The sequence below is a fragment of the Rhizobium brockwellii genome, from assembly GCF_000769405.2.
In the GTDB taxonomy this organism is placed as follows: Bacteria; Pseudomonadota; Alphaproteobacteria; order Rhizobiales; family Rhizobiaceae; genus Rhizobium; species Rhizobium brockwellii.
Genome location: NZ_CP053439.1, coordinates 2,941,904 through 2,967,106 on the forward strand (window position 1 = coordinate 2,941,904; position 25,203 = coordinate 2,967,106).

General features: G+C 59.2%; 32 protein-coding genes, 1 tRNA gene and 1 pseudogene. 11 read left to right on the forward strand and 23 right to left on the reverse strand.

The genetic code is table 11. The features are described 5' to 3' along the window. Window positions 1-157: 157 nt before the first annotated feature. The gene (locus RLCC275e_RS14670; RefSeq protein ID WP_003561141.1) at window positions 158-1,456 is read right to left on the reverse strand and encodes an ABC transporter substrate-binding protein; all 1,299 of its coding nucleotides are present in this window, start codon (window positions 1,454-1,456) and stop codon (window positions 158-160) included. Between the two features lie 52 nt (window positions 1,457-1,508). Continuing rightward, window positions 1,509-2,597 (reverse strand): ABC transporter ATP-binding protein, encoded by a 1,089-nt coding sequence (locus RLCC275e_RS14675; protein WP_033181000.1) that lies wholly within the window; start codon window positions 2,595-2,597, stop codon window positions 1,509-1,511. 267 nt (window positions 2,598-2,864) lie between these two features. Here RLCC275e_RS14675 and RLCC275e_RS14680 point away from each other — a divergent pair, with 267 nt between their 5' ends. Beyond that, window positions 2,865-3,575 carry a GntR family transcriptional regulator gene (locus tag RLCC275e_RS14680; protein ID WP_033181001.1) on the forward strand — a complete coding sequence of 237 codons (711 nt, stop codon included), beginning with the start codon at window positions 2,865-2,867 and terminating at the stop codon, window positions 3,573-3,575. Window positions 3,576-3,651: 76 nt separating this feature from the next. Here RLCC275e_RS14680 and RLCC275e_RS14685 read toward each other — a convergent pair whose 3' ends face one another. Together RLCC275e_RS14685 and RLCC275e_RS14690 are read right to left on the reverse strand one after the other, a co-directional pair. Then, window positions 3,652-4,065: a DUF4174 domain-containing protein gene (locus RLCC275e_RS14685; protein ID WP_033181036.1), complete on the reverse strand. Its 414-nt coding sequence runs from the start codon at window positions 4,063-4,065 to the stop codon at window positions 3,652-3,654. 121 nt (window positions 4,066-4,186) lie between these two features. Next, window positions 4,187-4,570, reverse strand: a complete 384-nt coding sequence (locus RLCC275e_RS14690) for a BRA0787 family protein (RefSeq protein WP_003561145.1) — start codon at window positions 4,568-4,570, stop codon at window positions 4,187-4,189. 361 nt (window positions 4,571-4,931) lie between these two features. Here RLCC275e_RS14690 and RLCC275e_RS14695 point away from each other — a divergent pair, with 361 nt between their 5' ends. Next, window positions 4,932-5,138, forward strand: coding sequence for a hypothetical protein (locus tag RLCC275e_RS14695; RefSeq protein WP_003561146.1), 207 nt, complete (start codon window positions 4,932-4,934; stop codon window positions 5,136-5,138). Between the two features lie 25 nt (window positions 5,139-5,163). Beyond that, entirely contained in the window at window positions 5,164-5,403 is a 240-nt protein-coding gene (locus RLCC275e_RS14700; RefSeq protein ID WP_033181002.1) for a DUF2934 domain-containing protein, read from the forward strand. A gap of 118 nt (window positions 5,404-5,521) precedes the next feature. Here the strand turns inward: RLCC275e_RS14700 and RLCC275e_RS14705 are convergent, their stop codons facing one another. Together RLCC275e_RS14705 and RLCC275e_RS14710 are read right to left on the reverse strand one after the other, a co-directional pair. Then, window positions 5,522-7,447, reverse strand: a complete 1,926-nt coding sequence (locus RLCC275e_RS14705) for a DUF5054 domain-containing protein (protein WP_033181003.1) — start codon at window positions 7,445-7,447, stop codon at window positions 5,522-5,524. Window positions 7,448-7,783: 336 nt separating this feature from the next. Next, entirely contained in the window at window positions 7,784-7,978 is a 195-nt protein-coding gene (locus tag RLCC275e_RS14710) for a hypothetical protein (RefSeq protein WP_003561148.1), read from the reverse strand. Between the two features lie 123 nt (window positions 7,979-8,101). Between RLCC275e_RS14710 and RLCC275e_RS14715 the strand changes: the two genes are divergently transcribed. From RLCC275e_RS14715 to RLCC275e_RS14725, 3 genes are all read left to right on the forward strand, one after another. After that, window positions 8,102-8,827, forward strand: coding sequence for a LuxR family transcriptional regulator (locus tag RLCC275e_RS14715; RefSeq protein ID WP_033181004.1), 726 nt, complete (start codon window positions 8,102-8,104; stop codon window positions 8,825-8,827). A 204-nt stretch (window positions 8,828-9,031) separates the two neighbouring features. Then, window positions 9,032-9,697 carry an acyl-homoserine-lactone synthase gene (locus RLCC275e_RS14720; RefSeq protein WP_003541559.1) on the forward strand — a complete coding sequence of 222 codons (666 nt, stop codon included), beginning with the start codon at window positions 9,032-9,034 and terminating at the stop codon, window positions 9,695-9,697. Continuing rightward, entirely contained in the window at window positions 9,694-9,897 is a 204-nt protein-coding gene (locus RLCC275e_RS14725; RefSeq protein WP_033181005.1) for a hypothetical protein, read from the forward strand. The genes RLCC275e_RS14720 and RLCC275e_RS14725 overlap by 4 nt, the downstream gene beginning before the upstream one ends. A 121-nt stretch (window positions 9,898-10,018) precedes the next feature. Here the strand turns inward: RLCC275e_RS14725 and RLCC275e_RS14730 are convergent, their stop codons facing one another. Beyond that, entirely contained in the window at window positions 10,019-10,387 is a 369-nt protein-coding gene (locus RLCC275e_RS14730) for a response regulator (protein ID WP_130669045.1), read from the reverse strand. 198 nt (window positions 10,388-10,585) lie between these two features. Here RLCC275e_RS14730 and RLCC275e_RS14735 point away from each other — a divergent pair. Next, window positions 10,586-10,661, forward strand: a tRNA-Ile gene (locus tag RLCC275e_RS14735). Between the two features lie 209 nt (window positions 10,662-10,870). On the opposite strand, the pseudogene RLCC275e_RS34665 reads toward RLCC275e_RS14735, so the two are convergent. The 4 genes and pseudogenes from RLCC275e_RS34665 to RLCC275e_RS14755 form a co-directional block, all read right to left on the reverse strand. Next, window positions 10,871-11,800: pseudogene (locus RLCC275e_RS34665) on the reverse strand (tyrosine-type recombinase/integrase); the annotation flags it as partial. Further along, window positions 11,797-12,069 carry a hypothetical protein gene (locus RLCC275e_RS14745; RefSeq protein WP_033182969.1) on the reverse strand — a complete coding sequence of 91 codons (273 nt, stop codon included), beginning with the start codon at window positions 12,067-12,069 and terminating at the stop codon, window positions 11,797-11,799. The gene RLCC275e_RS14745 and the pseudogene RLCC275e_RS34665, both read right to left, overlap by 4 nt. Before the next feature lie 225 nt (window positions 12,070-12,294). Next, the gene (locus tag RLCC275e_RS14750) at window positions 12,295-12,624 is read right to left on the reverse strand and encodes an HNH endonuclease (RefSeq protein ID WP_130741714.1); all 330 of its coding nucleotides are present in this window, start codon (window positions 12,622-12,624) and stop codon (window positions 12,295-12,297) included. A gap of 243 nt (window positions 12,625-12,867) precedes the next feature. Continuing rightward, window positions 12,868-13,287, reverse strand: a complete 420-nt coding sequence (locus RLCC275e_RS14755) for a hypothetical protein (protein ID WP_033182971.1) — start codon at window positions 13,285-13,287, stop codon at window positions 12,868-12,870. Window positions 13,288-13,619: 332 nt separating this feature from the next. On the opposite strand from RLCC275e_RS14755, the gene RLCC275e_RS14765 reads away from it, so the two are divergent. Continuing rightward, the gene (locus RLCC275e_RS14765) at window positions 13,620-14,090 is read left to right on the forward strand and encodes a hypothetical protein (RefSeq protein WP_033182973.1); all 471 of its coding nucleotides are present in this window, start codon (window positions 13,620-13,622) and stop codon (window positions 14,088-14,090) included. 65 nt (window positions 14,091-14,155) lie between these two features. Next, complete coding sequence (locus RLCC275e_RS14770; protein ID WP_033182974.1) at window positions 14,156-14,635, forward strand: hypothetical protein; 480 nt, start codon at window positions 14,156-14,158, stop codon at window positions 14,633-14,635. Window positions 14,636-15,030: 395 nt separating this feature from the next. On the opposite strand, the gene RLCC275e_RS14775 is transcribed toward RLCC275e_RS14770, so the two are convergent. From RLCC275e_RS14775 to RLCC275e_RS14790, 4 genes are all read right to left on the reverse strand, one after another. Then, window positions 15,031-15,888, reverse strand: a complete 858-nt coding sequence (locus tag RLCC275e_RS14775; RefSeq protein WP_033180295.1) for a sialate O-acetylesterase — start codon at window positions 15,886-15,888, stop codon at window positions 15,031-15,033. After that, the gene (locus tag RLCC275e_RS14780; protein ID WP_033180294.1) at window positions 15,889-16,716 is read right to left on the reverse strand and encodes a hypothetical protein; all 828 of its coding nucleotides are present in this window, start codon (window positions 16,714-16,716) and stop codon (window positions 15,889-15,891) included. It abuts the gene before it with no gap. A gap of 2 nt (window positions 16,717-16,718) precedes the next feature. Further along, window positions 16,719-18,479 (reverse strand): hypothetical protein, encoded by a 1,761-nt coding sequence (locus tag RLCC275e_RS14785; protein ID WP_033180293.1) that lies wholly within the window; start codon window positions 18,477-18,479, stop codon window positions 16,719-16,721. A gap of 70 nt (window positions 18,480-18,549) precedes the next feature. Then, window positions 18,550-18,702, reverse strand: a complete 153-nt coding sequence (locus tag RLCC275e_RS14790) for a hypothetical protein (protein ID WP_165419565.1) — start codon at window positions 18,700-18,702, stop codon at window positions 18,550-18,552. Between the two features lie 239 nt (window positions 18,703-18,941). Between RLCC275e_RS14790 and RLCC275e_RS14795 the strand changes: the two genes are divergently transcribed. Next, window positions 18,942-19,241, forward strand: coding sequence for a hypothetical protein (locus tag RLCC275e_RS14795; protein ID WP_033180292.1), 300 nt, complete (start codon window positions 18,942-18,944; stop codon window positions 19,239-19,241). Window positions 19,242-19,460: 219 nt separating this feature from the next. Here RLCC275e_RS14795 and RLCC275e_RS14800 read toward each other — a convergent pair whose 3' ends face one another. The 8 genes from RLCC275e_RS14800 to RLCC275e_RS14835 all read right to left on the reverse strand — a co-directional run bounded on the left by RLCC275e_RS14800 (window position 19,461) and on the right by RLCC275e_RS14835 (window position 23,577). Continuing rightward, entirely contained in the window at window positions 19,461-19,739 is a 279-nt protein-coding gene (locus RLCC275e_RS14800; RefSeq protein WP_082229723.1) for a hypothetical protein, read from the reverse strand. Next, entirely contained in the window at window positions 19,739-20,080 is a 342-nt protein-coding gene (locus tag RLCC275e_RS14805; protein WP_033180290.1) for a P27 family phage terminase small subunit, read from the reverse strand. The genes RLCC275e_RS14800 and RLCC275e_RS14805 overlap by 1 nt, the downstream gene beginning before the upstream one ends. Before the next feature lie 290 nt (window positions 20,081-20,370). Continuing rightward, a complete protein-coding gene (locus tag RLCC275e_RS34670) occupies window positions 20,371-20,862 on the reverse strand; it encodes an HK97 family phage prohead protease (RefSeq protein ID WP_033180289.1) in 492 nt (163 codons plus the stop codon). After that, entirely contained in the window at window positions 20,862-21,065 is a 204-nt protein-coding gene (locus RLCC275e_RS14815) for a hypothetical protein (RefSeq protein ID WP_130741717.1), read from the reverse strand. Before RLCC275e_RS14815 ends, RLCC275e_RS34670 begins: the two co-directional genes overlap by 1 nt. Continuing rightward, window positions 21,062-21,679: a hypothetical protein gene (locus RLCC275e_RS14820; protein WP_033180287.1), complete on the reverse strand. Its 618-nt coding sequence runs from the start codon at window positions 21,677-21,679 to the stop codon at window positions 21,062-21,064. Before RLCC275e_RS14820 ends, RLCC275e_RS14815 begins: the two co-directional genes overlap by 4 nt. Before the next feature lie 2 nt (window positions 21,680-21,681). After that, on the reverse strand, window positions 21,682-22,194 hold the full coding sequence (locus tag RLCC275e_RS14825; RefSeq protein ID WP_130741718.1) for a hypothetical protein: 513 nt from the start codon (window positions 22,192-22,194) through the stop codon (window positions 21,682-21,684). A gap of 1 nt (window position 22,195) precedes the next feature. Beyond that, window positions 22,196-22,510, reverse strand: coding sequence for a hypothetical protein (locus RLCC275e_RS14830; RefSeq protein WP_033180286.1), 315 nt, complete (start codon window positions 22,508-22,510; stop codon window positions 22,196-22,198). Window positions 22,511-22,731: 221 nt separating this feature from the next. Beyond that, window positions 22,732-23,577: a hypothetical protein gene (locus RLCC275e_RS14835; RefSeq protein WP_033180285.1), complete on the reverse strand. Its 846-nt coding sequence runs from the start codon at window positions 23,575-23,577 to the stop codon at window positions 22,732-22,734. Window positions 23,578-24,039: 462 nt separating this feature from the next. Between RLCC275e_RS14835 and RLCC275e_RS14840 the strand changes: the two genes are divergently transcribed. Next, entirely contained in the window at window positions 24,040-24,744 is a 705-nt protein-coding gene (locus RLCC275e_RS14840) for a DUF4145 domain-containing protein (protein ID WP_033180284.1), read from the forward strand. The last annotated feature ends 459 nt before the right edge of the window (window positions 24,745-25,203 follow it).

The window sequence follows — 25,203 nt, forward strand, 5'->3', positions numbered from 1 at the left end:
CCCAACCCTCCCCACAAGGGGGAGGGAGTATCTTTGCCGCGCCGCCCCCGCCTCCCGCCGCGCAGGAGGAAGGGGTGTCCTTGCCGCACCGCCTCCGGGCTCCCTCCCCCTTGTGGGGAGGGTTGGGGAGGGGAAGGCGACAAACGCCTACTTGGCCTTACGCTGCGATGAACTCGTTCCAGCGACGGACCATGTAGCGGTCCTCGTCCATGACGGAGTTCCAGCAGGCGACAGCACCCATGCGGGCTTCGAAGGAACCGCCGTCGCGAACGGCGCCGGCCTTCTCCATGACCTTGCCCTCGGGAGACAGAATGTCGCCGGCAGCCGGCTTGCCCTCGATCCAGTAGCCCCATTCGTCGGCCGACATGAATTCCTTGGCGGTGTCCATGCAGGCGGAGTAATAGCCCTGGCGGTTGAGGTAGCCGCCGACCCAGCCCGACGTGTACCAGTTGATGTATTCATAGGCGGCATCGAGCTGCGCGCCCTTGAGGTGCGAGGCAAGGCCGAGACCGCCGCCCCAGGCGCGGTAGCCTTCCTTGAGCGGCTGGAAGGTGCAGGCAATGCCCTTCGAACGAACGGCGGCGACGGCCGGCGACCACATCGACTGGATGACGACTTCGCCCGACGCCATCAGGTTCACCGACTCGTCGAAGCTCTTCCAGAAGGCGCGGAACTGGCCGTCGCCCTTGGCCTTGATGAGGAATTCGATCGTCTTGTCGATTTCTTCCTTCGTCATGTTGCCCTTGTCGGCATATTTGATCTTGCCGGAAGCTTCCATGATCATCGCCGCATCCATGATGCCGATCGACGGGATGTTGAGGATCGCGGTCTTGCCCTTGAAGGCGGGATCGAGAATATCGGCCCAGCTGGTGATCGGACGGCCGGTGAGATCAGGACGGATGCCGAGCGTATCGGCATTGTAGATGGTCGGAACCATCGTCATCCACTGCGTCGGCTCCTTGGCAAACTTCTTGGAATCCTGCGCTTCGACGAAGCCGACCGTGTGCGGCGCCGTGCCCTGGGCGATGACGCTGTCTGCCTTCAGTTTGCCGTTGATGAACAGCGGCACGATCTTGTCGTAATATTTCAGCTTCTTGACGTCCATCGGCTGCATCACGCCGGTCGGGAACACCTTCTTGGCGATCCAGTATTCGACGTCGGCAATGTCGTAGCTGTCTGGCTGGGTGACGGCACGCTGGGCGGCGGCGTCGGAATCGGTTGCCGTCATCTCCAGCGTGATGCCGAGATCGGCCTTGCACTTTTCGGCGATGGCATTGATGTTCGAAACCCCGGTGCCGAACTGGCGAAGCGTGATGTTCGTCTGCGCCCAGATGGTGGGAAAGCCGGTAATGGCGCCGGAGCCGGCGATGGCGCCGACGGCGGCAGCACCCGTCTTCAGCAGCGTGCGGCGTGAAAGCCCCTTTTCCGCCTTGGTCGATGTCGTTTCAGTCGTCATGTCAGTTCCCCTTTTCTTCGATGGAAGGTTCAGTGTTCTTGATGGTGATGGCTCATGCGGAAGAGCGACCGAGAAGCACGGCATCGTCGAGCGCCCAGCTGAGCGAGACGGTGTCGCCGACGGCAACCGGCCGGGCGAAATAGTCGCCGTCGTCGGCAATGACGGTGAAGTCGTCGCTGCCGGCGCCGATCACGGTGATCTTCACCGAAGAGCCGCGATATTCGATGTTGGAGACGATGCCGTCGAAGCCGAGCGTCCATTCGCTCGCCACCTGCAGGCGCACGCGGTCGGTGCGGATGCCGATATCGACGGGCTCGCCGACTTCCCTGCCCGTCCCGCGCACGGAAAAGCTCTGCCCCTCCGGCACGGTCATGACGAGCACGCCGTTCTCGCTCGACGTCACCCGGCCGGACAGCACATTGTGGTCGCCCATGAACCGCGCGACGAAGGCAGTCGCCGGCCGCTCGAAGACCTCGCGCGGGGCGGCGGCCTGTTCGATCCGGCCGTCATTCATGATGACGATGACGTCGGCGAGCGCCATCGCCTCTTCCTGGCTGTGGGTGACGTGTACGAAGGTGATGCCGAGCGATTTCTGCAGTTTCTTGAGTTCGGCGCGCATGCGGATCTTCAGGAACGGATCGAGCGCCGACAGCGGCTCGTCGAGCAGCAGCGCTTCCGGATCGGTGATCAGCGCGCGTGCCAGCGCCACGCGCTGCTGCTGGCCGCCGGAAAGCTGGGCCGGACGCCTATTGGCGTAGGCCTCCATCTGCATCAGCTTCAGCATTTCGAGCGCCTTGGCCTGCCGCTCCTGCTTGTCGACGCCCTTCATCTTCAGGCTAAAGGCGACGTTGTCGATCAAATCGAGATGCGGAAAGAGCGCGTAGGATTGGAACATCATCGCCGTGCCGCGCCTGGCCGGCGGAAAATCGGTGACGACGACATTGCCGAGGCGAATATCGCCCGACGAGATGCTCTCATGGCCGGCGATCATGCGCAGCGTCGAAGTCTTGCCGCAGCCCGACGGGCCGAGAAAGCAGCAATAGGACCCGGCCGGAATCTTCAGGCTGATCGCATGGACCGCCGTCGTCGCGCCATAAACCTTCGAAACGGATACTATATCGATCTCTGCCGCTTTCGACATCATGCCTTCCCCTGTTCGGAAAAGACGATGCATCTGCCGTGCCAAATTCCGCCGCTCGCATCAAACCATTGCGAAATCAGGATTTTATCGCCGGCGAACTTGCAGGAGTAAATTATAGGCACACCGGCACCTGCACATGATTTAGGCTATCGTGCGCGATTTGTGCAGAAAATCGTATACAATTTTGCCACCATTTCGGGCACAAATTCCGTTTAACTTTTACCGAGAACACGGATATGGTTTCTCGTCATCAGGAAATCGATTTTCATGAAATCCGCCGCCAAGGCTCAGCAAGCCGAAGACTCCGCCGAAAAAGGCGCGCAACAGATCCGCGATGCCATCCGCGAAGCGATTGTCGAGCGCAGGCTCTCGCCCGGCACCAAGCTTTCGGAAAGCGATGTCGGCAATCTCTTCAACGTCAGCCGCACGCTTGCCCGCGCCGCCCTGCAGGCGCTCTCTTATGAAGGCCTCGTCAGTGTCGAGAAGAACCGCGGCGCCTTCGTCGCCTATCCCTCGCCGGAAGAAGCTCGCCAGATCTTTTCCGCCCGCCGCCTAGTTGAACCAGGCATATTGCGCGAGGCAGCGGCGCGGATCACGCCTGACGATATTACTCATCTGCGGCAGCTTCTGCTGGAAGAAGGCCGTCTGATGAGCGAGCGTGGCCAGACGGCGCGCCGCGCTGAAATCAAGGCATCCGGCGATTTTCATCTAACGCTGGCGGTCATATCAGGAAATTCGATCATGCAGCGCTTCATGGAGGAGCTCGTCGCCCGCTCGTCGCTGGTGATTGCGCTCTACGGGCAGTCGACCGCATCGAGCTGCGGCCATTCGGAACATGGTGACATCATCTCGGCGATCGAAGCCGACGAACTCGACCGCGCCTGCCAGCTGATGCTGCATCATATCGCCCATATCGAGGCTGATCTCGACCTGCGCGAACGCAAGAGTCTGGGCCTGAAGGAAGCCTTCGAGCTCTGAACACGCAAAAGATGCGGGCGCGGATGATCCACCGCGCGCCGCTTCAACCAGTCGCTTCAAACGGAATCTCGAAACACTACCAAGGCGTGTTCTTCGGCAACATCTCGAAAGCCGAGAAGATATCCTCGGCGCTCATCGGCTCACTCGAGCGCAGCTTCACGATTCCGTCGCGTCCAACCAGGATCAACCCGAACTCCCCGGACGGCGGTCCCTGCAGACGATCGCGAATATCATCGGCATCGAGCTCCCAGTCATCGTCGAATAGCGCAAACGCGCCGCCGCCGGCAATGCTGAACACTTCGACGTCTTCTTCGATGAGGCGCATATGCGCCTTGCGCAGCCATTCGTCTTGAATGAGCGCGCGGTCGTCTTGCGCATCGGCGAAGATGATCAGGACGCGCTTGCGATCCCGAAATTGCTCAAGTGATTGTGGAAGCTCAGGCTCGCGCCGGGGCGTGCCGATGATTTCATGAACGATAGATTTCAGCATGGTGCTCATTCCTCGGCCATCGCTTGATGTGGCCGTGCCTGCCGGATTAAACGGTTGGGAATAAGCGAGGTTCCGCCAAAAGCGGAAAAGGATCGCGGCCATGGCCGCGATCCTTATCCTATCAGTCGCGGCCCTGGTCTTCGGACGCGTGGGCCGAAACGGCGACGAGATCCGCAGCCCCAGTGACGTGAAGGCGCTTGCGCACCAAAACGCGCATGACACGCGCCGCCGTCGAGAAAGTCATTTGATCGAGCGGGCCTTCGCCCTCCCACGGCTTGGTCAGCCGTTCGGTGACGGCGCCGACGATGTTCATCGGCACGATGTCGGTGCATTCGCGCATGGCTTCAAAAACGAAGCTGATGGGCATGACCCGTCCTTCGTAGGTCACGATCGGTTCGGTCAATTCGCTGTCCCATTCCTCGAAGGCATAAAGAGCTTCGCGAAACAGCTGCTGGAGGTTGAACGGCGCGTGGCCGTCATGAAGTGGCGGCAGTGCATTCATCATGTCTGTCTCCTCTTGATGGGTTGAAGCCAAAGTCCTCCGGTATCGGTCGCGCCAACGCGGGGAACGCAACGTTTTGCTGCCCCTGCGAACCGAATAACACTATTGATTCTATAGAGTAACGCGCCGGGGTAAAGCCCATTTATCCGTCGCCACGGAAGCGAATTCCATAACACGCTGATATTCTTGCATGTTTTAGATGAAATTTTCTCTGCACACACCAGCCTTAAAAATCCATGCCATCCGCCTGCGATCGCTCCGGAATGGCACGGCGAGGCGAAAAAACCCTGAAAATTCACGGAACTTTTGTGGCTGTAATCTGTTTTGTTCTCACAATTTGCAACACACACTGGGGTTACCACCAATGACGCAAATCCGTGAACCGGAGCGCCGCAGCAGGATCCTGCGCGGCCGCCCCTATAGCCTTGACGAATTCGCCTCCAAATATGGCCTGCACGGCGATCAGGCCGAAAGTCTTTTCACCCGTTTCGGACCTTCCTCGATCGAACTCGACCTGCTGATGGCAGCCAAACGCCGGCCGCCGGTTCTGCAGGATAGAATTGCCGAATAGCAGTTTTGATGGATGGAATGGATAGATGAGCGACCGACGCCATGAATGGATCAGCAAACGAGCTTACGCGATCTGGGAGGAACGGGGCCGGCCTGATGGCCGCGACGACGAGCACTGGCGCCAGGCAGTTGCCGAACGCGACGCGCTGGAGCGCACGCAGGCCTCTTCCGATGGCCGCGAGGTGCTGGTGAAGTTTCGCCCGAAGCCGCAACAGCCCGAAGCGCCATGCGCCGGCTGGTTCAACCGAACCGCAAGCGTCGGCTGAACCCTTTCTCACACCGGACCAGGCCGCTTCATCCGTACAGGATCAAGCGGCCCAGTCTCGGCAAATCCCGTGGCTCAATCCCCGCGGGATCGCGCGGCTCGATGCCAGATCGAGCGGTTCAGACGAGGCTGAGCCGGAAGAGCGCCTGAAAATCTCCCTGCCACCACATCGGGAAATTGGTTCCCCATTTATTGTTGTGCAGATTGAAGCGGATGCCGGCGGTAAAATCCGGCAGCGTCCTGCAGAACGTCATAAAATCCGAGCCTTGCGGCGCAACCAGCGGCGCATCGAAGGTTTCGATCGTCAGCGGACCATCGGCAAGATCACAGCGTGCCGATGTCACCGCCTGTAATTGCGCCCCGCCGCTCGTCGCAATATTCCCGGATCGATGCCACAGGCCCATCTTGCGGAAATTCCAGTCCGCGGCTCGATCAGGCGTGAAGGAGAGGAAGCTTGCCTCCGGCATGCGGTTGGCCGGCTTGTCGTACAACGTCAGACGCAGGTCGAGGCGATCGCCCTCGGCGAGGAAATGCAGCATTACATGCGGCGGCGCACCATATTTCTGCACGGCCTCGGCAGGCATCGACAGAAGAATGCCCGCCCCATCAGTCGCTTCCAGCGCCGGCAGAAAAACCTTCGAAAGTGCTGCTCCTGAACGCGCAAGTCCCGGCTTGTCATGGTCGAGAACCGCCCATTCCTGGCGATGGGTCAGATAGGTCTCCATGTGCCTGACAACGTCGCCGGCATCGTAGCTCTCATATCGATAGGCGATCAGCGAGCCGTCGCGGCCGGAGATCGTCCGGCCGGAGGGAGAGGTGATTGCGGCCACATCGCCGCTCGCACTGTCGAGCGCGATCGACCAGCCGCCGGCCTGCAGGCGGAGCTCCCGTCCAACACCCTCGATCACGGCAGGCGCGGCGAATTCGGCAAGCACGGCCTGGGCCGCCTTCCGGTCCGTCTCGGCGAGCTCCGAGACCGCCTGGTCGAGATAGGCCCGCTGCTCGTCCCATGAGGCTTCGGTATAGGCGAAGCGATAATCGGATCGGCGCGCGGCCTCGAAATCGGCCCGCGACCACGCCTTGTCGTCGCGCAGATAGGATTTGATATCGACGCCGCAGGTATGCTCGGCCACCATCGCCAGTCCACGACCGAAGGCGAGACGCCGTGCGTCGAGCCCATCCGCCGCGAAACGGTCGTAGAGCCGCTGCAGCGCGAGGAACCGCGCCGTCTTCACCGGATCGCTGCCGCTGCCATGGATCCAGCTGTCGCCGAGTTCCAGTTCGACAACAGGGAAACGCTGACGCTCGCTCCAGAGAATGGCGCCGTAATCCTCCAGCGTCGCCGCGCGGATGACCGCATCCGACTCACGGGCGCGTAATTCGCGATAGGCCTCGGCCGTCTGCGGCACGCTCTGCGGCCCCATATTGTCGTTGGTATGGGCAAAGCTCAGCCCGTCCTCGAAACCGTCGGGGAAACAGGTCTCGCCATAGGAGCGCTGGTACATGACGACCACCTCCTCGCCGCCGGGCGCCCGCCAGCGGAAGATGTCGGGCACATCGGGCGGTGGTGAGGCCGTATTGACGCCGAGATGCAGGAAGCGGATGCCCGCCTCGGAAAGCAGCGGCACCATGCCGAGCGTATGGCCGGGCACATCGGTCATCTTCGCCGCGATCGTCGTCTTGCCGAAGCGCCGGTCGAGCTCCTGCGAATAGGAAAGCCCGGCCTGGAAAAGGTCAGGCGACATCAGCTCCGTATGCGTGGTGAACGGCAGGCCGTGCCAGCGGATCAGCCCGCGCTCGATCGCCTGTTCCAGCGCTGCCACCTCTCCCGCCGAGCGCGAATTCAGATGGTCCCAGATCAGCCAGGCGCCCGTCGTCCAGATGAATTTCGGCTCGTCGGGATTTTCGGCATGAAAATGCTTGCCCGTTTCGATCGCCTGCGGAATGAAGCGCTCGTGATATTGCCGGCGGACTTTCTCGGCATGGTCGGTAAAGCCGATATCGAGATGGGTCTTGAAGACCAGATGCACGCGCTTTTCAGTCATTCCATTCCACGCATCGGTGACGACAGTCGAAACATTCTGCAGCCAGTGGCGGCACAGGTGAGGAGTGTAACCGTTTCCACAAACATCATTGCTCCTGCCGCAAATTCTTCGTCAACCCGTTTTGGCACAAATCGATCAAATAGTGCGGGTTTTTTAACCATATATCCGAAAACGTTACCGTCCGACCCTTTCATCATAGAATCGAATCGCGACAAGAATGAAGACGTGTTCATCGATAATTATATTGAAAGGCGGCGGGACTTCCTTGCTGCCGCGCCCGGGTGGTGCGCTGCTTAGCCAAGGAGAAAAGCCTGAGTCTTTCGGGAAAGCCGATTATCAGAAGGCGTTGGTATCCTGGCAGAGCGTCCGATGAACCTCGGTCCAGAACAGCGCCAACGGCGTGTCGCCGTTACGTTCGGCAACGAGCGCGCGGATCAGCGCTTCGGAGCCTGCCATGTCCTGCCAGCTGGATTTCAGGCCCTTGGCGGCCTGTTGGCATTCGGCAATCTCGAATGGTCTCTTGCTGTCCATATGAGGTCTCCTCATGACAGGCGCTAGCAGATGGGACCCGGATTGTCATTCCCCGCATATGTGGGGATGCCTTGTATTTATGACGGCCCTCGCGGTAGGATTGAGGGGATTGGGGCAGTGGAAATGATTGAGACTACATACAGCGAAAAGTTCGAGTCCGCTTTCGAACAGATCAAGGCCGCGGCCAATGTCGATGCCGCGATCCGCATTCTCCAGGCCGAATATGGCCTCGATTTCGTCACCTACCATCTCGCCCAGACCATCGCGAGCAAGATCGATTCGCCCTTCGTGCGCACCACCTATCCGGATGCCTGGGTCTCTCGCTACCTCTTGAACAGCTATGTGAAGGTCGATCCGATCGTCAAACAGGGCTTCGAACGCCAGCTGCCCTTCGACTGGAGCGAGGTCGAGCCGACGCCCGAGGCCTATGCCATGCTGGTCGATGCCCAGAAGCACGGCATCGGCGGCAACGGCTACTCCATTCCCGTCGCCGACAAGGCGCAACGCCGTGCGCTCTTGTCGCTGAATGCCCGCATCCCGGCCGAGGAATGGACCGAACTCGTCCGCCGCTGCCGCAACGAATGGATCGAGATCGCCCATCTCATCCACCGCAAGGCCGTCTACGAGCTGCATGGCGAAAACGATCCGGTGCCGTCATTGTCGCCGCGCGAAATCGAGTGTCTGCATTGGACGGCGCTGGGCAAGGACTACAAGGATATTTCGGTCATCCTCGGCATATCGGAGCACACGACGCGCGATTATCTGAAGACTGCCCGCTTCAAGCTCGGCTGTGCGACGATCTCGGCCGCCGCCTCCCGGGCCGTGCAATTGCGTATCATCAATCCCTAAAGCCTTTCCGGGTTAGGTTGAAGCATTCTGCCGGAGCAGGTTTGCGTCAGGGCGTTGGCGCATGTCGTTATCGCAAAACCGCTGCACACTTTTGCGCGACATGCTCTGCCCCCCTCATCTGAGGGGGCCCATCTGAGGGAATTTCCGAACCGGCCCGCCTGAACCATTCTGCTTTCCACGAACTTGAAAACGCTGGAGGGCAAAATGTTCGTTATCATTCAGGCACATGAGTATCAGAAATACGCTGCCGTACTCGACCAGATGTTTCGCCTGCGCAAGAAGGTCTTCGCCGATACGCTCGGCTGGGACGTTCCTGTCATCGGCCCCTACGAACGTGACAGCTACGATTCGCTCGCCCCCGCCTATCTCGTCTGGTGCAACGACAGCCGCACCCGCCTCTATGGCGGCATGCGCCTGATGCCGACGACAGGCCCGACCCTTCTCTACGACGTCTTCCGTGAGACGTTTCCCGATGCCGCCAATCTTATCGCCCCCGGCATCTGGGAAGGCACGCGCATGTGCATCGACGAGGAGGCGATCGCCAAGGATTTCTCCAATGTCGACGCCGGCCGCGCCTTCTCCATGATGCTGCTTGCGCTTTGCGAATGCGCGCTCGATCACGGCATCCATACGATGATTTCCAACTACGAGCCCTACCTCAAGCGCGTCTACAAGCGCGCCGGCGCCGAAGTGGAAGAACTCGGCCGCGCAGACGGTTACGGCAAATACCCCGTCTGCTGCGGCGCCTTCGAAGTATCGGACCGGGTGCTGCGCAAGATGCGCGCCGCCCTCGGCCTCACCCTACCCCTTTATGTCAGGCACGTGCCGGCCCGCTCGGTCGTGACCCAATTCCTGGAGATGGCAGCATGAACCGCGTCGCTGAAACCGCCACGCAGACCGCAATTCAGAAGGATATCGGTGCGCTGGAGCGCCATGTTCTCGCATCCCGCGACATCGCCACGCAGATAGGGGATCCCTTCCTCTCCTATCTCCTCTCGATGGCGCTGTTCACGATCTACGAGAAGAAGGCCCATCATGAGAACGAGGCGCTGAGGAGCAGCTTCAGCTGAGGGTGTGGTTCCCCTCCGCCCCGCCTGAAGACGAGCATGTCTCCCGGCGCCTCGCGCGCAGCCGCAAAAACAGTCCCCGTTTTGCGGCTGCGCGCCCCTGTCATCTCGCAGGGCATTGCCGTTACGTCATCAGGGAATTGATCGTCGAAATCAGCGCGTCGTGCATGTAGGGCTTCGGCAGGAAGGCGGTATTGGCGGGCAGAGTCATCGGATCGAGCCGCACCATGCCCGAGGTGATGATGATGCCGATGTTCGGCCGCATCGCCCGCACCCGATTGGCAAGCTGGAGACCGTCCATCGAACCCGCCATATTGACGTCGGTGAACAGGATATCGACATCCTGCCTGCCCTTCAGCACCACCAGAGCCTCGTCGGCGTTCGCCGCCTCCAGCGCCACATGGCCAACCTCCTCCAGCACATCGAGGATATTGAACCGGATCAGCGGCTCGTCCTCCACGATGAGCACCACGGCACTGTTAAAAGCCACCATCTGCGATCGCCCTTTTCATGCGGAATGTGACTTGATAAGTGTGGCCCGCGCGAGAAGGTTCCAGTGGCTGCCTACGAAATATGCATCGTCCACAGATGCTTGCGCTCCCCGCTTGTGGCTCCCGCGGATTTGCGTTAGAGCGAAACCCGTGCTGCGGGAACCATTGCCCCGGCATCACGGTGCCGTTACCGGCGCCAAGGGCCTGTAGCTCAATGGTTAGAGCCGGCGGCTCATAACCGCTTGGTTGGGGGTTCGAGTCCCTCCGGGCCCACCATTCAATTTTGCAAGCTCCTGTTTTTCCTCCATTTCTTTGGCTTCTATGTCCCACTTCTCAACAGTGGACTCTCCAGGTGGGACACTTTTGTTCTCGTTCCGATCCGGCAAAAGGAGCTTTGTGGCGTCTCCGGCCAGCTTCTTTCGACGAGCAGCGCGTGTGTAGAGATCGGCCTGCTGGCTCGTCGTCCATCCAAAAATTGCCTTGAGTTGGTCAGACGTTGCGCCGTTCTCTGCGGCGATCGAAGCGCCCGCCTTTCGAAGGCCATGCGCCGAGCAGTGAAACAGCCCGGCTTCGTCGCACCATTGGCGCATCTTGTTCCCCAGGCCCTTATCCGAAAAAGGCTTGCCGTACTCGGTGACAAGAAAGGTAAGTTGACCGACGGGCACCCGATCCAGTTCCTCGGCGAGGTCGGGTAGGATTGGCACGTTGACCTCTACCCCGCTCGACTTTCGGGTCTTGCCAGGCCGAATGCGAATCCAACCATCGTTGAGATGTTGCCGGCCGAGAATGGCGGCGTCAGATAGCCGGAGGCCAGTGAACATGAAAACGGCGAGAGCTCGCCGCGCGGTCGTGCCAGGGGCGTGTTTGGCTTCGTACTGCTCGATCTCCTCGAGCGTCCACGTATGGAACCCGTCGCCTGATTTGAGGCGTTTGATGCCGTTGCAGGGGTTTGTCTTCGCCTCCCCGACCTCAATTGCCCAAGCAAACAGCGCACTGATGGCCTTTACGATGTTGTTGGCCGCGCCTGGGCTGTCGATCCTCGTATCGCGTATCGCCGTGACATGCTTTCGCTCTAGAAGCTCAAAAGGCTTGTCGCCGTGCTTAACGCAAATTTCCTCGAGAATACGCCGTCGGCGGCTCATAGTATCGACCGTGACCGAGTTCGCCGCGCGCTTGAAATGCTGCTGGCAGAGCCAACGGAAGGACCGCGCTACAACAGGCTTTGTCGAATCGGAAACGACGGGAGAGTCGCCATAAGGTATGCCCTTTTCGGCGCACTCATACTCGCGAAGAAACGCGGCTGTACCCGGCTTCTCACGAAGCCGGACCTTCTTCTTGCCTTTGATGCGGTAGTACAGCCTGATGTTGCCGTGCCGGTCTGTGTCCTCGATGATGCCGCGCAAATGGAGCTTCATGCGACCCCGACATCGTCCCAAGGGTTTTCCCCTGTCGGCGGCGGGTGGCGCGTGTCGTCGCGAGGGAGCGCCTCAAATGCCTCATCCAATTCGCAACGATCCCATAGAATGCGGCCGCCGGCTTTTCGCGGACAGGGCATGGCACCCTGCCCCACCATATGATCGAACAGAGTTGCGCCGATGCCGACATAAGCCGCAGCGGCCACGCGCGAAAGACCGCGTGGGATCATGCCATAGGGCAAGCGGTTGTCGTTGGCTGCAGCGGGCATCGGTCCTCCGTTGGTAGTCGGACGTAGAGTGAAGTGTAAAACACACCCTCGTGGTCAAGTCTGGGAACCAGTCAGCGACCGATTTACAAATATTGCAATAGAACCAGCCGGCGCGCCGCTGGTGTGGTCGCGGGTGGTGATCGCGCCGGCCATAGGTATTCCTGAGCGCTCGACCGCATCATGCGGCGACTGCGGTCGAGCGCGTATCGGCCAGGGCGGGCCGAATTAGAAATCTTTGCCGCCGCCTATGAGCTCCCAGAACTCGCCGCGGCGGTAGGTTTTGAACGTCAACCAATCCATGCCGGATCCGCGCATTCCATTGCACTCACTGCAGGCTACGGCGATGTTGTCCCACTTAGTCCAGCCATGAACTCGGCCGGTCAAAAGATGCTCAATCGTCGCGGCGTCCGGTCGGTTTTGACGACAGCCACGTGGCATGATGACCATAGGCCGATCACAATAGCAGCACTTCCCGTCCTGCTTCTGGAAGATCTTAAGCAGCAGTTCGCGTTTGACACCGGTCTTCATCACGTTCCAGCCATGGTGCAGCGACAAGGCGAAATGGCCTGCCGTACGATTCCCCGGTAATATGGATGCGGTATAGCTGGCGGCCACACCACGAAGCGTCGCGGCCGACTACGGTCGCGTGCATGCCGCCAAACACGACGCGAGCGCCGAGCCGAAACTTAAACCTCTTCACCCTCACGCGGGGCGGCAAGACTGCCGGCGGCTGCCAAGCGCCGCTTGCGATATTAGCTGGCGTCGCGAGGACGGAGACGTTCATCATCTCGACCTCCCTCAGTTTTCTACGCGGAAGCCGGCGAAGTACTCGGCGCCGATATCTTCTCTCATCACGCCAGTCTCGCGCTCAACGAATCCGAGCACCGATGTCGCAAGCTTTTGGATCTCGCGCAGGGCATCCTTCCCCTGCTCGTCAGCAATCCAGCCTGCATCAAAGCGATCGAGCTCGCCGACGGCCATGGCCAATTGGAGGATCGCGAGCTCTGCAGTCGACGGCATCATATTCGCGATGCGGCCTCTGAGCACATCAACTTCGCCGGCGAGTTCAATGCCCGTTGCATCGTCATGCGCTTCGTTCGATGCCTCAACCAATCTGCGGCAGGCGTCGACGATGCGGAGTTCGGCCGCGGAGCGTGGTCTCTTTATGAGGCCGCGTGGCAATAAGGTTCTGTCGGCGGTGGCGACGTGAAGGTTCATTTGGATGCTCCTCGTTGATTAATTTCGCTCATAGTGATAACTAATACCACCAATAGAGGGCGCGTCAAGCGATATTTATCATTATGAGCGAATTTACTCACGTCACCGGTCGGCAAATCGCTGCGGCCCGCGCGCTCCTGGCCATCGGCCAAGTCGAGTTAGCAAAGGCGGCGAACATATCGGCTCCCACGTTACGAAGGATCGAAGCCGATGAAGGTGGGATGAAGAATAATATCGCCGCGGTCTGTGCTGCCCTCATCGAGGCCGGCATCATCTTTATCGATCAGAACGGACATGGACCTGGCGTCCGTCTACGCGATCGGCAGTAGGCAATGGGCAATCGCGGTTTTGGCGTCCGCCTTTTCGAGATGCAGCCAGACGGCAACTTGGAGCCCATTCTTGGCGTCGACGAAGACTATTTCGCCGGAACGGTTCCGAACGTCGGCGATACCTTAGCCAGGTGGGGATTAAATGACATCTACACGTTTTATAGCGTCCAGCGGCGCTATTTCATCGACAGTCCGGACGCGGATAATGGCTGGTGTGTCATCGTCCGTAATATCGAATCTGCCCCACAACTCGAGGGCGTTGTAAAAGCTTGGGCCGAGGACACGCAATTCTGGGCCGATATCGATGATCAGGAGCGGGCTGAGAAAGACGAGCGCTTGGCGGAAACATTGCGAAAATTGACTGCCAAAAAGAAGCCTGCGCCAAAACCACCGGCAACGCCCAAAGCTAAAAAGCCGCAGAAGAAGGTGTTGAAGCCTCGTCCGGCCAAGAAGCCTGGTGACAACCAAACCTGACCGGCAACGCCACTCTTGACCACAACCACAAATCGATGAAACATGAATGGGTTGAGGGGGCTCTCATGCAATTTACGAAATTTCTTGCGGTAGTCATTGCCGCGATTTTAGCTGGCTGCGTCCAGAGCGTTACCGTGAAAACTCAATTCAACCCAGCCGAACATGAGTTCGCCTCCAAGCCCGGGAAGGCGGTTGTTTCAGGCCAAGCTTTTATGCGGCGCAACGATGGCATCGTTGTCTACGCTGCCGGAAGCCCGGTCTATTTACTTCCAAATACCAGCTACGTCCGTGAAATCGCCTCATATGGCGGGCTCACCTCTGGAAACGCGCAACTGACGAACGGCGATAGGCGCCTTGTTCAGTATTCCAAGGTCTCTCAGGCCAACGGCGAAGGAAGGTTCTCATTTTCAGGCATTTCCGACGGATCATACTTGGTCGTTACGGGTGTCACTTGGATGGCTGGAGATTATAGGCAAGGCGGAGATTTAATGCAGGCCATCGCCGTGTCGAACGGTCAAAACGTTGACGTAATCATGGCCCGGTAAGCAGGTAGCCGGACGACCCATACGAAAAATGGATGCGAGAGCACCTGGACCGGTAAATTACGGCAGTGGTTCGGTTTTCTGTGAGCATTTGGGGGAAAACCGGGATTTAGCTTGGACGGACCATCGCTGCCGCTTGATTTTGGGCTGTGATGCTGTCTCACTCAAGATCCTGGCAACGGGGAATACGGCATCAGCTTGCAGGCAAACCGTATTCTCCCGCGCTAGGTGGCTCCTCGGGGCGAGATCAGCGCGAATGCTGGTCTCGCCGACAGCCAAGACAACAGTGCTACAAGCAAACCTTCCAATCAACGACAAATATCGGTCTAGACCGAATTCGATGTGGACGAACGTCCGCGCGATCAAAACCGTGAAGCGAGCGGGCCGAAGCCCACCCTTTAACTCGCCAGTGCAGCCATAAGCGCCGCAACTGCCAGCGTAGCGCGCGTGTCGGCGCCGGTCTCGTTCAGGTGGGTATTATCGTATCGGCCGCCGGATCCGATCGAGTCGACATTCTCGCCAGCAAAAACCGTCGTGTTGTTCACGACACTCGCCTGCGCAGCCAGGACGGCCGCACTTGTCGCGCCGTAATAGTACGTTTCCTGCGCGACCAAGATCGGACAATTCGGGATCGCGTGATTGAACTCGGCGATGATCTTGTTGAGCGAAGCGGTATACGACGCTTGCGAGGTGCCCGCTGACGTATCCGACTCTCCTTGCCCCCACATGATTGCCGTGCACGGCAGGCCAGCGTCGCGCAGCCGCAAGCCAACAACATTGATTTTGTTGAAGAGAAACGGCGCCGTCGCCTCACTCGCCCATTGATCGGCTCGCGTGTTGCCGACAGCCATTGGCACTAGGATCACGCGATCGAAGTGCCCCGCGTCGACGAGCTTGTCGGCCATGCGCAACATCCACGTTCCCCGCAAGTCCGTAACCAGACCCCCGCTGACATTGATGCCCAGCAACGGATCCTTGGCCCGGTAGAGCTTTCCGTCATAGATATTGAGCTGATCGATGTTCGTATTGACTGGAACGTAAGGCGTGGGCACCTCGTTGACGCTCAAGGATTGGCCAATAACGACGATGACCGCGGTTCGCGGGCCGATGTCTCCTCGGGCAACCTCAATGCGTCCAGTCAGATCCAGAACCGGATCTGCTCCAGTGATCACATCGCCGGCCGGATATATATAATAAGCGCTCGGGCTCAGGAAGTTGTTGAGCGCCAGGCCGGCGCCGCCAAAAATCATAGCCATTCAGATCACCACCGAGCCGAGAATGCCGGTCTGATATCCGTTTGCCTGCCCCCCGTCACCATACCATGTCTGACTGCCGCCAGTGCCGCGCTCGAGCCACCGAAGCTCATGATATCCGAGACCGAGATAGCCGCTGTAACTGGCCGCCGAGGGCAGGATCGGGAACACATTGCTTGCCGCGCCTGGCCGCTTTACCTGAGAGCTGTCGGCTGACGAGCTGTCGATGCCGATACCCGTAAAACCGGCAACCACTGTACCGGTCCCGTTGATCATGTAGCCGCTCGCTTCGACGCGAACCATTCTTCCGGAAACGCCGTTGAAGACCTCAATTTGGTTGAGCGCGCTGCCATTCGCCTGCCGCCATGCAGCAGCGGAGTATGACCAACTATCCGTAGGATCCGTACGGGAGACCGGCATGATCACCGCACCGCCCAAGCTCCATACCAACCGCGATTGAAGCGTGCTTCTCGTCTGGCCGGCTGCATGGCATCGGAAGCCGCCGACCAATTCGCCAGCTTCCGCGGCGAGCGAGCCGATCGCATCGGCATTGACGAACCGGCCGTCTACCTCGACGATTGCCATGGCGCGAGTCACGGAGTTCGTCCACGCTGGCCCAATTACGAGCACGCCGCCAGGCGAAACAAAAACGTCGTAGTTCTTGCCGGCCTCTGCCGCCGAGATGTCAACCGTTGCTTCGCCATAGTATAGCGTCGACGTGGCAATGTCGGTCTCGGGGAAGGCGTCGACGGACACGGAAAGCCGTGTGCCGCCACCGCCAGAGCCAACGTTGCCATCGATCATGACTGCGGGAATTTTTGTAAGTGCCATATTCAAATCCTTCCGCGTCGATCGATATATCCGCGCGTAGCGAGATAGAGGCTGCCTGCCGCGCCGGCCTTATGGCGAACCTGGCCTGATGCGTTGGTTCGCACCTCAAGGCCGGCCGACGCGTTTTCGCTGGCGTTCTGCATGTTGGTGACGTTGAACAGGGAATTGCCGACGCCTAAAGCCTGGTCACCCTCGTCTGGCGAGCTAATGAAGGCACCGACAGTGTCCGTGCCGGATGTGAACGCGGCATTGAGGATGGCGCGAACCTTGAATGCGGAAGGCACGCCGGCCAGCGTCACCAAGGCAGCGGTTGTTCCGGTGCTGTAAGCGGCTCCGCCGTTCTCTTTTACGGCCGTCTGCCACAGCACCTCGTCACCGTCCTGCGAGTCCGCAAGGATGTTTCCGCTGCCATCGGTCTTGGTGCTCCGGATTCGCCGGTATTTCGTGTACGCGGCCGGGATGTTTCCACCGATCGTCGGAGCCGATGCACTGGCGGAGCAACATACGTCCACAACGCCTGTGTCGGGCCGCTTAATGAGATACCAATAAAGCCAAGCACTTGTCGGCTTGGTTCCTGTATCCATGCCGCCATTGCCACTACCAACGGCCCAGGCGGCGTCCGATCGCTTTGTGATGGCGGATGCGAGGACCATGATGACAGGCGACGCGCCTGCGCTTGCCGCTTCGCCAGGCTGGAAAGTCATGTCGTTGTTGAGATCGCCAGCGTCTTGCGCGCCCCCTAAGCCATAGAGTCGGCCGGCGACGCCAGACGACACCGCGACCGCGGAATCCACTTCCGCCTTGGAGTAAACGCTCAGCTTTGTGCGGATTGCAACAATGTCAGTCGCTTTGATTTTGTCGGCGTCAACGGTTTCGCTTCCAGGCGTGCCAATATCGATCTTCCCGCCGAAGCTGACTTCGATATTGTTCTCGATGCCATCGCCGGGAGGCGCTTCGCTGAAAGTCAAAGTCGTGCCCGAGATCGAGTAGGACGATTTAAGCTGCACGACACCGTCGATGACGACCAGCGTGTTGTTCTTGGAACCGGGATCCACGGAGAGTGCAAAAACGGTTTGCGATCCATTGCCGGCGAATTGGTTCAACACCTGATTGTTGAGCGCCAAGGCCGCATAGTCGGCGGCAAGGTCTGCGGCCGCCTCGGCCGCCGCAACGATCGCAGACGACGCCTGGTCGCTGATCAACCGGAACTCGCTGCCCTGCTGGCGGCCGAGCACGATCATTCCGGCAGGAAGTCCGCCGACGACAACGTCGTTGCCCGGATTCGTTTTGACGGTGAGTGGCGAGCTGCCATTGAATGCGACCGTGACCGGGGACGCCGTGTTCGTTGCAAAGATCGGCAGCCAGACAAGCGCCGTTTCCGAGATTGGAATGTCAGTCGTGGCTTGGAGAGCGTTAGGCGTGCCGGCGCCGACGTTCGATGCGGGAATGAACGGGTATGGCAGATCGGCGACGCGTGCCCACGTGCCTAGGCCAGAGGCGCCAGATTTCTGGTAAATGCCATTATTGTCGGCAACCAGATCGCTAACCACCCACGCCATGGTGTTGTCATCGTGCGCTACGTCGGCAAGCAGAAGCGCCTTCGTCGAGAAAATCAGGCTATTGACGACACCAATTGAGCCGATGAAGTTGTCGATATTGGTGCCCCAAGCTCGAACATCTGGCTTTGATGGCTTGTGGTTTCCCGACGCCGGAATGCCGTCCGAAACGAAGTCGCGCCAGACCTGCCTAGCAGTTAGCGGCATTGAATTCTCCAATAAAAAAGCCGCTCGAAGGCGGCTGTGAAACTGTGATTGAGGTGATGAGGTGCGGGCGCTATGCCCAGCCCGTGCCGTCGCTGAACGTAGTCCCGTCGTCGAACGGGATGCCGCCGGCGTCTTCTGACGCATCGGCGGGCGGCGGGTTTGTTTCGTCTTCAGCTTCGGGCGCGGGTTTTGGGTCGCCTGCGTTGGCGTTGGTCTTGGTCATTGTTGATTTTCCTTTGGTTAAACGGCGAACAGCGACAGGTCGCTCAGATCTGCGTCGTCATAAGAGCTGCGGCCAGTCGCACCTTGGCGGTGGCAAGGTCGATGTTTGGCATAGGATGAAATTTCCAATTCGAGGTTATTCCGAAGAAGCGACCCACGCTGGTCCCATCGGGTTTGGTGGAAATTGACGACCGCCCCCCGTCATGCCACTCTGGCGCGAATTGATGAGGAGCGATTCACTTGCCACCGAAAAAAGGGACCAAGGCATACAAGGAAGAGTACGTCCGCATCCACTATGGCATCCATATGGAGTCGCTGGAGGTGGTTAGCGTCTGGGAGAGACGCGACGGCAGGCTCTCATTCGGCGACTTTTCCCACTACACGATGCCAGGGCGAAACCAGATCGCCGAGCTATTGATTGTGTTCAGTATTGGAGACGTGGTCACATTGCCTGTTGGCTACGACTCAACCAAAACTGAGGAGAGCCTCGAAGAGTTAGCTGCGCAAAAGCGCGCTGAGCGGTCTGCCAAACAGATGTGAGATCACATGGAACCGAAAACAGCCGCTAACGAGATTAGGTACGTCATCGAAGGTGAGTTGGCCGATGCCCGATCTTCAGCCCGAAATGGCGATAGCGATCGGGCGCGACGCCGGGTCGACGACGCGTGTGATCGTCTCGAATATATCGCCAGAATGCTTGACGCAGCAGCTAACGCCCAAAGCCACCCTCGCTCTTGATAGCCTTCCGCCTGGAGTTGACTAACGACGCCGCTTGCCGCGCCGTTTTGTTGGCGGTCCAAACTCTTTCAACGCCCACGGCTCGCCTTGCTCGGGGTGGCGCGGTATTTCCAGAAAGGCGTCACCAAGTCGCCGCCAGGCTGGTTCAGCGTCCTCCAGCGATGGGCAATGGTAGGCATCTGTCTCGATTCCGAGCTCGGCCAGTTCGTCGAAGAAATCGTGGCCGCTGGAGAAAACGAAAAACCACTGTTCGAGCCCTTCCGTCGAACGACGTTTATTTGCTTTGCGTCGAACTGGCATCAGCGCCTCGATCCGTAATCGGCCGTCCGCGGCGAACGTGGCGCGTCTGGACCATCCACGCCGTCTAGGGCGAGCTCGCGCAGCAGGCGAGCAAAGGCGATGCGCGCGTTCTGCATGATGCCGACTTCAGGTCTCTCTTTCGGTTGGCCGAAACGGTCTGTGAACGTCTGGCCGTTATGTTCCAGCACCTCTCGTGCGCCTTGAGCCTGGTCCCAAGCTTCGGCGGCTAGCTGCAGGAGCCTCAAGTGATGCTCCTCGAGATCGAAGTTAGCGAGAATGGAGCGCCACCATTTCTGCGTTGTGGGACGCAAATGCGCAGGCGCTTTCGCCGATTTTGCCATCGAATTTCACCTGTTTTTGGAGGGGCGGAAGCGCCTGGAACCATTGAGCGGTAGGGCATTCAGTCCTGCCGAAATATTTTTTGAACCGGGGCATGCTCGCTGTGCACGAATGGGGACGGGCGGTACGGGAGATGGGGCAGACCCGGAGACCCGACCCGCCCCTCCCTTGGTGTTGCCGATATGTCACACCTCGATGATGCATCGATATGCAGGGTATAAATCCTGATTTTTCGGGGCTGGACACGAGGTTAGCCCTCATAACTTTTCTATATTTCTGTGCAATATCAATGCTATAGTGGCCACCCATCGGCAGCCACCGGTTTCATCCTCGAGAGCACGCCGAGACTCGTTACATGCGCGCCGCGGTCCGCGATCGACACCTCGATTAGGTTGGCCCGCGCCACGATCCGCAACGGCCGCGCTCCTGATCGATCCCACGTTTCTTCAGTGGCTCGGAACGAGATCGACCAGCCGGTAAACTCGCCAAAGCGAGACCCATGGAGCAACCGATCGCCCACATCTGTGTGCGGGCAGTCGAGCTCCACCCATAGTCCGGTGTCGTCGCACCGGATGCGGAATGTCCCGTCTTCGGTAGTAGCGACCTGCTGTAAGGCGTCGTGGTTTACCCATGCCGGCGTTACATGCGGGATGATAAGAGAGTGCGGTCGGAAGACCTCGTCGAAGCCAGGGCGAACAGCAGATGGAACGTCCCACCGCAACGCATAGCCCGAGACGGTGCGACTGCCCGGCACTGGAGGGCGACCCGATTCGGTAAACCACATTACAGGCCGCGCTTCTTCGCCTCGGCCGCCATACGAGCCTTTGCCTTGGCGGCCGGTGTTTTTGACCGACGCTCGGCGAGGATCTTGGCTATCTCGAAGGGATCGCCCGGCAGGATCTCAGTCTTGCCGTTGACAACGACCGCGCGCTTTTCCTTGCCGACGAATTCGCGCCGATCGTTTGCCTCAACCAATCCCTTCCTCATCGATGCAGCTCCTTTGGAATTTTAGCTTTGGCGATGAAACCAGCAAGCGCCGCTTCATGAAGCCAGATCGAGAGCTTGCCGCCCTCGTGGCCAAAAATGCCGTGTGCTTGCATCGGCAGCAGGTGTCCGGTCCAGGCCACATCCTGGGCCGACAGCTCGTTCGTCAGCGACAGGAGAGCCTCGTGCTCCTCATGGGCGGCCAGTAAGGCGGCAGCAAGCGCCTTTACCCGCGCCGTGTATTCGCCACGAACTTCATCACAAATGGCCTTTGAGGCACCGAAGCGGGCCTTTGCTAGCCGATCGTGTGCGATATTGACGGCCGCACGCAAGTCAACCCGCTCGCCGGCGATGGCCTTCAAACGCGCGCTGACACCGTCGGGCGCTTCATCATCATCGGGTTGCGCATCGCCGAGGAGCTTGGCGACTCTACCTGTTTTTTCGGCAACGGCTGGCCTATGCCCGAGCCGATGCAGTAGTTCCGATTCTTCAGCATCCAATTTCCCGGCGGAGGCCTTGAGGCGGGTGACAAGCTCTTTCGCGGCCGCATAGGTCGGATCTGCCTCCGCCAGGCTGCGTACGCGGGTTGCCGGTTTTGCCGGCGCTGATTTTTGCATGCTTATGTCCTTGTGTATCGATCGCGCAGCCGGGGGCGGCCGGCGCGGACTTCTGGTGCTGCTGCGATGGCGGCATGAAGGCGAATGAATATATCCGGCCCAAGCCTGACATCTCGATCGAATGCCGGCCTCGGCTTGGGCAATGGCGAGTAGAAGGTGAGAGCAGCCACGCCGTGATCTGGGCCACGAAAGGTTGCGGAAGCACCGGGCGCCAGTGTGTCTATCGTGATCTCGAGCAAATCATTAGGCTTGTCGACGAAGCCGGCAAGCATCTTTCCGAAGGTCGGCCCGCCGGTGCCTGGCCGAAGGTTGAAGTAATCCTCGATGAGGGGCGAGCCGACGGCAATTGCAATCAGGATGGCGGCGATGTGTTCGCCGCTGATTTGGGTGGGCAGTCCCTGTACTGCAGGCAGGTATCCTGCCTGCCGTAGCCGCTGTGCGTGCCCCCGTGCTGCGGATGGCGGTAGACGAAGGATTTCGTCCAGCGCCTCACACGTTTGCCGGAGCGTCGCCATGTTACGCGGCCTGCCACATGAACTTGTCGCCGGGCTCCGGATAGACGTCCACGTCGGTGTTGGCCGGGATAGGCACACGGATAGAGCCAGCGGAGTTGGCGGACTTCCCATACGACAGCCAGGAGTCGGCCGATGCGCGGGCGCGGAAGATGGCGGCGCCAGAGGCGTCATTAATGTCAGGCGCAGAGTTGGTGGAGGCAACGCCAGTCGATGGCGCTTCCTGCCAGACGAGCTTGCCGAGGAGGGAGTGAGACGCATATCGCGCGGCGCTAGATCCTGCGTAGCCGCAGGTCACAGTGAATGAAGGCAAAGCCATCTTTGATTCCTTATTGTGTGAGGTTTTATGAAAGCGGAAGCGCCCGCAGAGCGGGTGGCTCTGCGGGCGCTCGATCAACCGCGCCGATACCGGGGCAGCCGGCAGCGCAGGATTTTCGAAAGAAAAGGCCGGTCACGCGAACTGCAAAGTGATCGGCAAAATTAAAGGCGCCGAAGCAAACCTCTCATAAGTTAGATTCGGTATGGCCACTTTGGGTGCACCTAGTCTGCGGTGTCCCAGTCGATGAGCAAGCGAGCCGCTTGCCGAAGGCCACACAACAAGCGGTCTTTGCCCACGGCCTCGGCCTGCTTTCCCGAAAAGCCGCCTGATGTGCCTATATGTAGGAAGCCCATGCCGGCCGTGGCGTCATAGACGGCTTCGTAGTGCTCTGGCGCCATCCGCGCTTTGATCCATGCTAAGCAACTACGAGCGTCGAAATTGTCGTTCGCTGGCGTGACGATATCTGTTGCCGCCGTCTTTCCGGGCTTCTGGCCTCTGGGGTCTCGCGCCTTGCGATCGCGCGGCGTGGAAACATTATCGGGGTGCTTCGGATGGGACGGCTTGACCCACGTATCCTGGTCACTCCCGTGGTACTCGCGGTTCAGCCGATAGCCGCAAATGACACCAACATCGTTGAAGCGGAAACGACCGTGTTCACGCAACTCCGCGACTTCTCGCTCCGGAGCGCACGGCAAACTCAAGGGATGCGGATCGAAACACCGGACCGTGCCGTTGGTGAAGTCTTCTAGGATTTTACCGGCTGATCGGCCTGAAACCTCAACAATGGCCGGGCCGCCGATGTAGTCCCCTTCATCAGCGGCAGACGGACGGGAGTATTGGCCTTCTTCTGCCCTAGCATAGCCGACGTCGGATTCCGCCGAGGCAAGAATTGCATCGATCCGGTTGAGTGTTTGGACGGCTAGAAGATTTTCTTCTGGCGATGGAAACAATCTGCCGGATTTTGCTCGAGCCATCACGGGCGCGCGCTGGGTGTGCTGAAAGTTGTCGTTTGCCGCGATATAGGCGAACGACTGCGCCGGCTCGATGAGCCGCGTTGAAGATTTCATCGATACAGTTCCTATGAAGTTTGCGTTGCCGTCCGCTTTGCGCGGATCTCGTCATTGGGGCGGCTGGCCGTTATGGGCCGATGAATGTGATGGTGCTGTAAATATACAAATTTGTCAATCACGCCATTGACATAATGACTGACTTGTGCATCGGCGACGATTGCGAATTTTGGGGATACGAAAAATTTGCTGCCAGACCGGTCCTTGGCGGAACCGATATAGATCGCCGACGTACCCCCTCCGGCACGCCAAAAAGCTTAATGTTTTCTCGCGCGCGCGTTACGCGTGATCGCGCGCGTGTAAATTCCTGTATTTGCACTAACGATGAGGGAGGGCTCCGGTCCGGCTGGAGCCGTCGGAGAGCGATCTGAGGCACCCCTCAGGGTGTTAGTAACTCACGGCGGCAGTTTTCGCTGCGACAGTCTTCTGTCAAGCTTCTCAAACAGATTCGAGGAAACAGATTTGTCCCTACTCAATTCAGATTGCCCGCGCTGCCGGGCGAAGCACGTAACGTTCGATGTTGAGGCCCAAAAGTCGCGTGGCATTGTCGAATCTGTTTGGGAAGAGAGATTCGAAATCTTCGCAGTTTGTCGCCATTGCCATAGGCCAACTATATTCGTGGTAGACAATAAAACCGCCGGGTCAGAGGCGGCATGGCGTGACGTTATGTCAGGCGTTGTCAAGTACACCGGCTATATCAATGATCACTTCAAGGTAAGGGGACACGTCAGCCTGAAAGACGAGGATACCGATCCCCCTCCAGAGCACGTTCCGGAGGAGCTAGAGGCTGTCTATAGGGAGGGGGCGACTTGCGTCTCCGTGCAGTGCTGGAATGCAGCTGGCGCCATGTTTAGACTCGTCATCGATATGGCGACAAAGTCCCTCTTGCCTCCTGAGGGCGAGCCGCCGGTAGCAAAAATAAGACGATCTCTTGGCTTCCGGCTCGAGTGGCTCTTCCAGAACGGAAAGCTGCCGACCGACCTGCAAGAACTCGCAGAATGCATCAAGGAGGATGGCAACGATGGGGCTCACGACGGGACCCTTACGCAGAACGAAGCGCTTGACTTGAGAGATTTCACATACACCCTGCTGGAACGGCTCTATACCGCCCCGAAGAGACTGGAGCTCGCCGCTACGCGTCGTAGAGAGCGTCGCGGAGATGCCTAAAGGGGGTGTCGTGACGGGAACGCGCCGATTCGCTAGCGAAATATTATTCCAATACAAGACCCAATTTCTAAGGGGTTCTAGCGATGTCGGTCTCGTCCGGCTCAGAAAAAAATTCCAATTTGACGTCGTGGTCATGTTGACATCGTGAATCACTTGGGTATAAATGCGATCATAGAGAGTTTCCCCCAAAAGTAACTATTGCGTTAACCGCGCGACTCGTGCGACAGAAAAGGCGTGGCCGAAATGATTCGGCCACGCCTTTGTGTGTTTGCCGCGGACGCCCAGCTTGCCGTGAAGCAAACCGTGCGCCCGAAGCGGTAGTCTTAGCAACTCCGTATCTAGCGCCCTTGGGTCTTTCTTTCAAGCTGGGAGAAAAGGCCATTGAAAAATGAGCAAGCAACCTCCTCTTCGTCCAGGCGTAGAAGCACCTCGCTCTGGACAGTATCAGATCATCGGACC